Genomic DNA, 12,203 nt, shown 5'->3' on the forward strand with positions numbered 1-12,203 from the left:
TATAGACCATGGGCTGATAGACCAATAGCTTATATGTAACTTTATAATTTTGATTCATAGTTTGCTCAGTTTCAAAACATAGGAGCAACACATGAATAGCATAATAAAGAAAACCGCTGCGCTTGGTGTATTGGCAATAGGCATGAATATTATGAGCTCATCAGCGTATGCAGACGCATTTGAATTGGACTTCAAAAACGGGGATAAAATAAAGTTTGGAGGTTACCTAAAAGCGGATGCCAGATACGTTAACGGAGATTTGAATTACCAAGATTATTGGATAGGCAATAATCCTGGGGCTGCAGATACATCAAAGCTTGGGCTAAATATAAAAGAAAGTCGATTCAATGTTTCTTATATTCATGGTGATTGGACTGGTTTTATTGAAATGGATTTATACGGCGGTGGGGGCAACGAAATTATCAGTAATTCGGTAAACCCTCGTTTACGCCACGCATTTGTGAAAAATAAGAACTGGTTAATTGGGCAAACCTGGTCCACTTTCATGCCTCTTGCAGCCTTAGTTGAATCTTTAGATTTTGGGGGGCCTATGGTTGCAGAAGGGTTTATTCGACAAGTTCAAGTTCGTTATTCCACGGGTAATTGGCAATTTGCTCTCGAAAATTCTCAAACTTTTGGAGACAGTGATGGAAATGGGGCGTCTGGTAATGTGGGTGTGATTGGGGCGAATAATGATCCAGATAGTAAAATCCCAGATTTAGTTGCCAGATACAATTTTAGCGGTGATTGGGGCCAAGCCAGCGTAGCGGGTTTGTTAAGAAAAGTTGACCAAGGTGGTATTGATGCTACCGCTACAGCCGTAAGCCTATCTGGTAGGATTAATTCTGTCGGTAAAGATGATATTCGTTTTCAGGTTACTTTAGGGGAGTCTGGTCGTTATGCAGGAATAACATTAGCCACAGATATCGTTATTGATCCAATAACCCAAGAAACCAAAGCAGAACAAACCACCGCCTGGTATGTAGGTTACAGAAGAGTGTGGAGTAATGAATATCGCAGCACAATTTTTTACGGTAACGGTGAAACTGATATATTGGGACATGACCGTTCTCATTACGCCGTTAACTTAATCAAGCAATACAGCCCCAATATGTTATTTGGTGTTGAGTTTGGTAAATATGTTGTCAATGATATCGGTTTAGATCTTGATTCAAGCTACTTACAAACATCAGTGAAGTTCACCTTGTAAAATCAACAATATGAAAAACACCGAGCAATAAAAAAGGAGCCTTTCGGCTCCTTTTGATTTTAAACAATTATATCAAATAACGATTATTCGTTACCTTCAGCTGGCGCTTCAGCAGCCGGCTTTTCGATTAAATCTTTAATGCTTAAACGAACACGGTTTTGACGGTCAATTTCTACCACTTTAACGTCTAAGATTTGACCTTCTTCAAGATGGTCAGAAACCTTGTTAACTCGTTCGTGAGCGATTTGTGAAATATGAACTAGGCCTTCTTTGCCAGGTAAAATTTCAACGAAAGCACCAAAATCTACGATACGAGTCACTTTACCAGAGTAAGTTTTACCCGCTTCTACTTCAGCAGTCACTTGCTCAATCTTAGCAATAGCAATTTCAGCTTTAGCTAATTCAGTGGCGAAGATTTTGATAGTACCGTCATCTTCGATTTCGATATTACATTCTGATTCTTCAGTGATAGCACGGATCATCGCACCACCTTTACCAATTACGTCACGGATTTTGTCAGTTTCTACTTTCATTGTATAAATACGTGGAGCAAATTCAGACATTTCTTCACGGTGACCAGAAATCGCTTGGTCCATTACACCTAGAATATGTAAACGCGCTTCTTTAGCTTGCTTAAGCGCTACTTGCATGATTTCTTTAGTGATACCTTCGATTTTGATATCCATTTGTAGTGCAGTGATACCGCCAGTTGTACCGGCTACTTTAAAGTCCATGTCACCTAAGTGATCTTCGTCACCAAGGATGTCAGAAAGAACAACAAAGTTTTCATCATTTTTCACTAAGCCCATCGCAATACCAGCAACAGAAGCTTTAATTGGTACACCCGCGTCCATTAACGCAAGAGAAGTACCACAAACAGATGCCATTGAAGACGAACCATTTGATTCTGTGATTTCAGATACTACACGTACAACGTACGGGAAATCTTTTTCAGACGGCATAACCGCTTGAATACCACGTTTAGCCAAACGACCATGACCAATTTCACGACGCTTAGGAGAACCAACAAAACCAGTTTCACCTACACAGTATGGAGGGAAGTTATAGTGAAGCATGAAACGGCTATCTTCTTTACCATTTAAGCCATCAATCATCTGTGCGTCACGCTCTGTACCTAAAGTAGCAGCTACGATTGCTTGAGTTTCACCACGAGTGAATAAAGCAGAACCGTGAGTACGTGGTAACAAACCAGTAGCAACGTCAAGTGCACGGATCATCGCAGGATCACGACCATCAATACGTGGCTGACCAGCTAAGATACGTGAACGAACTACGTCACTTTCTAGTTCGTGAACTAATTCAGATACTTCTTTAGCATCTTGCGCTTCATCAGCAGCAGTAATTTCTTCAACCGTTTTATTGGTTAAAGCAGTGATGGCGTCTTTACGCTCCATCTTGTCAGAAATTTGATACGCTTCTGTGATACCGGCTTCTGCTAATGCTTTGATTTTGTCTTTAAGTTCAGTATTTTCTGCTTCAGCAACCCAATCCCATTTAGGTGTGTTCACTTCTGCAGCAAACTCGCTTACTGCTGTAATAACAGTTTGCATTTGCTCGTGACCGTACATAACAGCACCTAGCATCACTTCTTCAGACAAAACGTCTGCTTCAGATTCAACCATCAATACTGCACCTTCAGTACCAGCAACAACTAAATCTAGTTCGCTAGCTTCCAGTTCAGAAGTACGTGTATTTAATACATATTGCTCATCAGTATAACCAACACGAGCTGCCCCAACTGGGCCATTAAAAGGCATACCAGAAACAGCAAGAGCGGCAGACGTACCGATAAGTGAAATAATGTCAGTTGGGATTTCTGGGTTAGCAGAAACAACAGTCACAATAATTTGTACTTCGTTCATGAACCCATCTGGGAACAATGGACGAATTGGACGGTCAATCAAACGAGACGTTAATGTTTCGTACTCAGAAGGACGGCCTTCACGTTTGAAAAAACCACCAGGTATTTTACCAGCAGCGTATGTACGCTCTTGATAGTTAACCGTTAATGGGAAGAAGTCTTGACCAGGCTTAGTGTCTTTTTTACCAACAACAGAAACTAATACAGTTGTATCGTCCATGCTTGCTAAGACTGCAGCAGTTGCTTGACGAGCAATTACGCCGGTTTCAAGAGTAACAGTATGCTGACCATACTGAAAAGATTTAGTAATAGGAGTCATTTTTATCCTTTAAATTTATAATATCGAACAGCCCATATGGAGCCGCTCATTTTGCTTTTTCTATATCGCTTTCAAATGCGGCGCATAGTATAGCTGCTCATATCAAGTAAAAACAGCTATTTGAAAATATTCTAGTGACTTTAACTCAGTTTTTGGTATTTACTTGATAATTAACCCGAAGTCTGGATAAGAAGCGTCGTTCCACTTTAAATTTTTAAATAAAATTCAAGGGCTTATCTATAAAAATACTTTTAGATATTAGTAGTAGATTATTCGATGACGAAATTTTTGTTCCTAACAAGGCGGTTTTTCGTACGTAATAGCGAGCTATTGCTAGGAAAACCAACATAGTTAGGGGCAAAAAGAGCGTTATCGAGAGGCCCAGCTTATCCAGAGTTAGGGTTAATTACATCCTGTAACGTTTTAACTCAAGCTGTAACAGAATTATGTGACTAACTCGTTAAACTGCCTGCGATAATTTTATTAAGACGTTGAGATTACCGATGACATACAAAACTTTTAGCCTTTTAGCCTTAACAACCACCAGCTTATTTTCGTGTAACAATGATGAATTTACCCGCGACATTAGCCAACCTATTGAAATTGACTTTGCTCAATCAGATCGAGGCTTTACGCCACTATTTTCTGACTACCCTCAAGGTGAAGAAGCATTTTATCAATTAGATGCAAGCCATCAAACACTACCTGAACCATTTGCAGAAAAAATGGGTTGGAAATTGACAGGTAATAATCACTCTGATGATTTGTTAATGACAATATCTGCACCTATCGATTTATTACAAAGCAATACTATGTATACCGTTTCTTTGGCATTAGAATTTTTAACTGACGTGCCCCAAAATTGTTTTGGAATCGGTGGTGCACCCGGTGAATCGGTTTACGTAAAACTAGGGGTGAGTGACACACAACCTTCGAATACTCTAGACAATGACATGTATAGGATCACAACCGATTTGGGAAACCAATCTCAATCAGGTACCCAAGGTCAAACTGTTGGTGATATCAATAACGGTATTGACTGTGAGGCAGAAAATGCTTTTTCTTACACAGCGAAAACAGTTCAAACTAGCCAAGCTATTAACGTTATGTCCGATGACAATGGGGTAATTTGGGTCATCGCCGGAACTGACTCTGGGTTTGAGGGTTACACCTCTATTTACCTTACAAAGTTGAATGTAACAATTAGCAAATGATCTTAATGGTACAGGTAAGAAAAGGATATACACTTACCTGTATCTGCTGACGTAAGCGTTCCCAGTAGTTAACCTACATGACCACAGCACTTGAATATCACTTAATTTTAATAACCTCCAGATTCCTAGAGAAACAAAAAAGTCTGTGTTAAATTAAATACTTAAGACTTATTGCATGGTTGATGAAAGGGAATAAATAGTGGCGTCAAAGGACTCAAAAATTGATGAGCTACAACGAGAACTGGCACTCACTCGGGTCGAGTTTTCAAGTCGTTTGCATAAATTGGAGCAAAAAATTGTTTCACTTAAAAACGATGCAGATTCAACTCATCATGAGCACGTAGAATTAAGCGAAGAATCACAAACTACGCAGCCGTCGGCTAATTATTCGCAGCAGGAGCTAAAACCAGAAGTTCAATTAGCAACTTTTATACAAACCGACAAACAAGAAAAAGCTAAACCAGAATCCAAACCTTCTTTTGCAAGGACGCTTTTAAAAGAGTTCAGCCAACACCTGATAAACCTTTCTTCCCCCCTCACAAAATTTATTTCTCCTGCAGTTAGCCTATATCAGCATTATCAAGCTAAAGGGCAAGGCCCAATATTTGTGTTTATGCTAATCGGCATTACCCTTTTAGTCGCTGGTTTTGGTTATTTGGCACAGCTGCTGGTAGGAGAATTAGGCGCTGGAAGCAAATCGTTATTATTATTTATTATTGCTATTGGTGTCACATATGGCGGTGTACTTTTAGCCAATAGAGTCAAATATGCTGAAATATCTTCAGCCATTATTAGCTTGGGGTTATTACTCAATTTTGTAACGGTTTATATGGCTGGCAGCTATTATCAATTATTACCCGATTGGGCAGTATTATCGGGTTATTTAATCATAGCAGCAGCCTGTTTTTGGTTGTCGAATAAGTTTAATGCAAAAGTATTAAGTGTTATCGCCGTAATAGGTGGGGCTGCAGTTCCACTTATATCTCAATTAGACCCATCCGGCACAAGCCTCTATTTACTAGGTTTAGGTTTTATCATTATGGCCAGCTTGTACCAAGCCAATGATAAAAACTGGCCTTGGCTGGGTATTATTAGCGTCTTTGTCACCTATAGCTGTTTAGAATTTTTATTACTTTCAATGTCAGTGAATCAACTTATTGCCTATTTTTCTCAAGGGTATTACTGCCTATTTTTGTTTTACTTATGTCGCTTTCTTAACTCTACCCATCAAATTTCAAAAAGCATCATCACTTTATCGGTGATGATCTTATTTGCCAGTATTGGGGTATTTTACCAAAGTGAAGTAACAATCACTTGGTTAGTGCCGCTTTTTGCTTTTGTGAATGGGGCATTAAGTAGTTACTTAGTTTTCAAGACCAAAAAGCAAGATGGTTTATCTCTTAGTTCACACGCTTGTAGTTTACACTCCTTGTTTGCGAGCACTTGGTTATTAGTCGCGATTGTAAGCAGCCTAGCCCCCGATTACTGGGGATTTGCCATTGGTGTTGAAGGCTTATTTATTTTGTATTTTGCCCTAAAACAAAACTACCTATCTGTGCGAATTGAAGCTTATGCCTTGTTAGCTTTTGCGATTTTACATGCCGTTTTTGCAGTATTCCCCTATTTCCCTGACCCCGCCTTATCAAGCCTAAAAGGCAATCTAGTGGTAGCCAGTATTGGCGCCATAATATTTGCAGCTAGAAAACTCTTTAGCCACTATGCAGATGTCATTAATTGGCAGTGGAAATGGGAGCAGCAACTTCATCGCGCTCTCAGGCCTGTAGAGTCAGTTTGGTTAGGTTTGTTTATCTTAACGCTACTTTGGGTTCAATTAGGTGTGTGGATGGCAATAGCGGTCTTACCATTACAAATTTGGTTATTAACCAAAACCTACAGAGCACAATGTAAAACCTCAGAAATAGTGACTTATTTGGCAAGTGCCGTTGCCGTCGGAATTTGTATTTTAGGGATCAATGAAGTGCAGTCACTCTCTTTTAGAGACCTACCTAATTACGCCAAAGCTGCTTTGATTTTTGTGTTTGCAGAGTCTTGGTTATTTGCTGAGTATTATCGTCGAACTAATCAAACAGGACATTTAGCAAAACTAGCCGAAGCACTCAGGTTAACCTTTTACCTAGTTTTACCTCTAACCTTTTTGCCTTCTGCAATTAAACACTACAACGAATTTTCGGCCATCGCTTTTTGGGCTTCTGCGTCAATAGCTTACCTGTTAGGCCGTGCAATCAAACATGCATTTATCAGAACCGAGTCACTCATAATATTTGCCATTGCCGCTGTTTATAATCTTGCGTTCACCATAGATAATTATCACCACCAAGCTTTAATTTGTTCCATTGCGAACCTGATCGGGTTAGGAATATTCAGCTATTTCTTGATTAACACCCATAAACAACATGCGCCGCTTTTAAACAAAAAAATAGCCTCTATAGGTTTATATTATCTGGCTGGTTGTATAGCTATCTACATGCAGGAATGGACAAGTTTTGTTTGGGCCGGTATTTTGACCAGTGTTTATATATTTGCAATGGTCTTAAGTGCGCAGCATAACAAAATATTGTTCAGAAACCGCCGCATATTAGGATACTTAAGTATATGTAGTATTCTACTTTCCTGGCTGTTGATGGCTATTACTGGCAGCGCACATATTATTAGCAGTAGCATTTGGTTATCCTTAAGCATGGTAATACCTCTAACCTTCTTGCTTAAGACTCACAGCTTAAACCTACTTGATTTATGGTTAATTAACCACAACAAAACCGGCTATACACTGCTACATGTATTGTTATCTGCCAGCGGCATGCTTTTACTCAACGAGTGGAAATTAACTTTGTTAATAACACCTTGGCTAATACTGCATGGTAGTTACTTATTCTTTACTCATAAAAACAGTAAATTCATTGCAAAACTAGCATTAACTTTCATGGCATTGGGTTTAGCCAAGTTAGGCTTAATCGATGCAGCAAACGCCATATTATGGCAAAAGGTAGCCCTGATGATTGGGATTGGATTGTTTATGTTAGCCGCTGCTTTTATGTATCAAAAACGTATCAACCAAACTGATAAAAGCGTAAAAATTTAAAAATAGATCCAGATAAACCACAAACATCATACGTTTGTTTTTTTGGCATGTTTGTGTGATATGCTAACTATACCTTTTATCACGTCAGTAAAAAGCTAAATGAACAATCTATTAAACATGCATTGCATAATTAAACTAACAGCCTGTGCAGGCTTAATTCTATTAGCCTCTGCTACCTTTGCCTCAGTGCAACCTTTAAATGCTAGCGAAGATGAAACCTGGCTGATTGATAAAGGTCGCTCCGATGAGTTTAATGGGCCATTTCTTGACTATGACAAATGGATCAAAAACCCCAAACATGTACAAACTTGGAGTTGGGATAATGACAACAATGCTAGCACTAAAGATGGCAATTTAGTCATTCAGATGGTGTATAACCCCCACTCTCGAAATATCAGCAATGCCTGTTCACAAGGCCAATCTATTCCCAATTCATCCTTATATTTTAAATCAGCCATGTTGCAAAGTATCGCTGCTGGCACTACTGGTTATTACGAAGCTCGTATTTTAGGCTCAAAGGTGTTTCCTGGGTTTTCTCCAGCATTTTGGATGTATAGCAACTTTGACGACAACCAATTACAAGAAGGGTCGGTAAGATACAGTGAGATCGATGTAGTTGAAATGCAACAAAGACAAAACTTTAAACCGGGAAACGAAAACATTACCGACCATAACTTACATACAGCCTTAACTAAAAAGGATGCAAAAGCCAACTCAACAAGCCGAGCTTGGCGCAGACCAGGCAAGTATCATGAACAAGAAAACGTCAATGTACTCACTAAGGATCCAGGTAAACAGTTCCATATTTATGGTGCTAAAGTAACTGAACAAGAAATCATCTGGTATGTGGATAAAAAAGAAGTAGGCCGAGCTAAAAATAACTATTGGAAACAACGACCTATGCAAGTTGCCCTATCCCTTGGCCTTAGAAAACCTTACACAGATTTTAAATGTAATGGTTTTATTCCTCTTGATCCTCTAACTCACATTGAAGGTTTTGATCCTAAATCATTCAATCAAGCTCCGCCTAGCATGACTGTAGATTACGTTAGAGTGTGGACTATTAAATCAAACTAATATTGATAACACCATCAATGATAAAAATACTTTAAATAGTTTACTCGGCTGCTTTAACAACTCTATAGTTGTCGAGTATTTTTTGGTATTCGCCCGTTTGATGCAATTGAGTGATACAAGAATCCATATTAGTCAGGAACTTGGGGATATTGTCTATATTTTTAGAGCTATTTGATACCGTGACAAAATACTCTTTGTAAGCAATCGTATACTCCAATACCTCTATTTTTTCACTGAGACCTAAGGTTTTAGCCCGCCAATAAAACGTATCTTTTGAATCGGCCATAATATCAAATCGTGGATTGCGACTTAACATTTGAGCGAACATAGAATTAATACTATACCCGTCAGTCACTTCACCTAATTGACGCTTTTTTTCAATAATGGCCATCAATTCTGGGGTGTATGATAAACCGGCTAGCAGGCCAATCACGTGAGGTGCCAAATCATCCAATGAATTCACTTTAATATCGCTGTCAGCACGCACTGCAAAACCGTACTCAGTGCGGAAAATAGGAACCTTACCGTAACTAAGAAAGGTTTCACGTTCCTTTTTATAACTGAATATACTGACATCTAAACGGCCATTCTTCATGTACAAAGGTGTACGTTTGATTGGAAGGGGGACATAAGTCATTTGGTAATTTGTCTCTGCCAAACAAGTATTCAGCACCTCTTTACCTATGCCAACATACTGGCTGTTTTGTTCTGGAAACAAATAAGGTGGCCAATCGATATCGTTCAATGTAATGGTATTGGCATTAACTATTCGCGGCATTAACAATGATGTTAAGAAAGTAAATATTTGAAAAACTACACAAAGTCGATGAATCATTTGCAAACTTACCAAAAAACAAACAGGTCAAATACACATTAGTCTTCCACTGGATTGATTTCAATCTTAAATCTCTGATTTATGCGTTTCATCAAAACAACTCGGTCAAGAACTCCATTGGTCGTTTAAGCTCTTTAAAATTTAGAAGCGAATCAATTGCTAAAAACAAAAAACGGTCTCATAAGAGACCGTTAATATCTTTATTTTAGAATAATAACCGTCAGGTTTTTATTCTTCATCCTCGATAGCATTCACACCCGCAGTCCATTGTACGCCACCTCTTTCGTAGGCGCCTACATCGGCAGCTGATCCTGAAGTTGTTTTTGGAAAATCTGAAATACCTATACCTTGATCAATAAGCACAGAATCGGGTTTTGGCATAAAGTTTAAGCCTTCAGCATCCATAAAGGGGGAGCTTTCATCAATAATATTGCCTTCTAAATCAAAAGCTGCATCTTGTATCCAGTCGCCAACACTAGAGTAATTATTCCACACTCTATTATCGCCTTGATCTCGGCCATTTACCCAAGTACCCATAGCTTCTCCTGGATTCCAAAGGGTATTGTGATACATGTAATTATCAAAGTTCGCCCAGTTTAGTTGCAGACCTGTCCATGTAATATTCCACACAACGTTATGGTGAACTAAATAACCTTTACTATCGTTATCTAAATATATACCTGCTGCTCTTCCATCTGCATACTCTGGCCCGTGAAAATCATGAAACCAATTATGATGAATTTCGGTATTTTTAGGTAAGTCATTACCAACTGTATAAAACACGCCGCCATCGTTGTTAATCAACATTCCCTGGGACACATCATTGTAGGCAATTTCGCAATCAGTGCCGAAATTAGAGATACCATCTCGACCAACATGAGAAATAGTATTTTTCTGAATTATCACCCCTACACCACCAGCACGAACACCAGAAGAATGGATCCCCATAGTGTTAAAATAGCGGATAAAATTATTTTCTATCAAGCTACCATCACCACGGCCCCCCCAAGCTAACACTCGTACTCCATTGTTCGATCCATACTCAATTCGATTACCGCTAATAGTCCCGTGATGACCATTGATTACTACTGCACCATCATTGACTTGAGCGTTATTATTGTCTAATTCATCTAAACGTTGAGAGCCATGTAAAACCACAGAGTCTTGCAGAGTATTGTAATTACCATTTAAACGGACACTTCCACCAAAGGTTTCAATAGCTTGCACATTCACGTAACTTGCATTGACTTCAACTGCACTTTCTCGCACGGCAACTTCAACGGTATTATCTTCTGGCGTAACACCTTCTGGGGCATACAGATAAAGTGTCTGAGTATTGTTGTCGTAGAACCATTCTCTTTCGTGATCTAGTAAACTTAAACGACCAAACACAAATATACGGCCATAGTTTTCATTTCTGAGTAAGCCTGGATTGTGAGGGTTAAAAGGCCACCTGTTTACATCAATTGATTCATAAGTAATTGTGCCAGCGGTGTATTGAGTGATTGGGCGAGTCCAACTGGTACCCGAATGAGCGCCTAAATACCATACATAACCACCAGCCAAATCATCTGGTAAACCTGTGGCATTAATAGTTGAACCATCACCGCCTGTTATTGGGTGTGCGTCAACCGTATGACGGTTATTATCTTCATTATTTGGCCAACGAGCCAAATCCATAATATTTCCGTCGTAATACACTTGGTTAAAACTATCCCCTAAGGTTAATTCTACTTGAGCTTTATATATATTTCCGTCATGCAACTGCCAGTTGTTTACATATTGAGTAGCAGCTATTTGAACTTTCTCTCCGTTAGCCCCTTTTACAACAACTGGAGATGACTCCGTTCCAGAAACCGTGATATCAAGCTTTTCTGAGTATCTGCCGCCTTTAATCACCAAGGTATCGCCAGCTGACAAAGCAGTCATAGCTTTTGCAAAGGTTTTAAAAGGTTGCGTACTTGAACCATTATTATCATCGTTACCATCTAACGCGACGTAAAAAGCATCTTCTGGAGCATCAGCCGGACATCCAGCGTTATCGAGAAGGCCTTTTTCATCCACACATTGATCGTCAACATCTGCAACGCCATCAAAATCAGAGTCTTTAGGAGTAGGACAACCATTAAAAGATTCATATCCTTTATCGTCTATACACTCATCTACAGCATCGGCAATACCGTCTTTGTCTGTGTCGGCAGTGGTAGCGGGTGCTGGGCAACCGTTATTAGCGGCGGTACCAGATTCATTTGGGCAATCATCGTCTGCATCCACAATGCCGTCAGAATCAGCATCAGGTTCTGGCTCTGGAGCTGGCTCTGGGCAGCCATTATTGGTGGATGGACCCACTTCAGTTGGACACTGGTCTACATTATCTTTAACACCGTCGTTGTCAGAGTCTTTTTCGACTACAACAGGGGGCTCAGGTGTTGACCCTCCGCCGCCTCCACAAGCAGAAAAAAGGATAAAACATGAAAGGCATATTAAAATATTTTTATAAAAGTACATGAAGGACAACTCTAATGGCGAAAACCAAACAACAAAATGTTTCAACATGATAACTAAA

Annotated in this window: 7 protein-coding genes; 4 read left to right on the forward strand and 3 right to left on the reverse strand. The window is 39.4% G+C overall.

Going from position 1 to position 12,203, the window contains the following annotated elements; all coding sequences use genetic code 11:
- Nucleotides 1–91 precede the first annotated feature (91 nt).
- The gene (locus tag ACSHXM_RS01220) at nt 92–1,210 is read left to right on the forward strand and encodes a DcaP family trimeric outer membrane transporter (RefSeq protein ID WP_435686895.1); all 1,119 of its coding nucleotides are present in this window, start codon (nt 92–94) and stop codon (nt 1,208–1,210) included.
- A gap of 83 nt (nt 1,211–1,293) precedes the next feature.
- Here the strand turns inward: ACSHXM_RS01220 and pnp are convergent, their stop codons facing one another.
- A complete protein-coding gene (pnp, locus tag ACSHXM_RS01225) occupies nt 1,294–3,411 on the reverse strand; it encodes a polyribonucleotide nucleotidyltransferase (RefSeq protein WP_435686896.1) in 2,118 nt (705 codons plus the stop codon).
- Between the two features lie 503 nt (nt 3,412–3,914).
- Between pnp and ACSHXM_RS01230 the strand changes: the two genes are divergently transcribed.
- From ACSHXM_RS01230 to ACSHXM_RS01240, 3 genes are all read left to right on the forward strand, one after another.
- Nucleotides 3,915–4,625 (forward strand): hypothetical protein, encoded by a 711-nt coding sequence (locus ACSHXM_RS01230; RefSeq protein WP_435686897.1) that lies wholly within the window; start codon nt 3,915–3,917, stop codon nt 4,623–4,625.
- Between the two features lie 199 nt (nt 4,626–4,824).
- A complete protein-coding gene (locus tag ACSHXM_RS01235) occupies nt 4,825–7,725 on the forward strand; it encodes a DUF2339 domain-containing protein (RefSeq protein WP_435686898.1) in 2,901 nt (966 codons plus the stop codon).
- A gap of 99 nt (nt 7,726–7,824) precedes the next feature.
- Nucleotides 7,825–8,802, forward strand: coding sequence for a family 16 glycosylhydrolase (locus ACSHXM_RS01240; protein ID WP_435686899.1), 978 nt, complete (start codon nt 7,825–7,827; stop codon nt 8,800–8,802).
- 40 nt (nt 8,803–8,842) lie between these two features.
- On the opposite strand, the gene ACSHXM_RS01245 is transcribed toward ACSHXM_RS01240, so the two are convergent.
- Both ACSHXM_RS01245 and ACSHXM_RS01250 read right to left on the reverse strand, forming a co-directional pair.
- Nucleotides 8,843–9,580, reverse strand: coding sequence for a substrate-binding periplasmic protein (locus ACSHXM_RS01245; protein WP_435686900.1), 738 nt, complete (start codon nt 9,578–9,580; stop codon nt 8,843–8,845).
- Nucleotides 9,581–9,865: 285 nt separating this feature from the next.
- A complete protein-coding gene (locus tag ACSHXM_RS01250; protein WP_435686901.1) occupies nt 9,866–12,145 on the reverse strand; it encodes a right-handed parallel beta-helix repeat-containing protein in 2,280 nt (759 codons plus the stop codon).
- Nucleotides 12,146–12,203: the final 58 nt, after the last annotated feature.

Source organism: Paraglaciecola sp. (assembly GCF_051252315.1).
GTDB lineage: Bacteria > Pseudomonadota > Gammaproteobacteria > Enterobacterales > Alteromonadaceae > Paraglaciecola.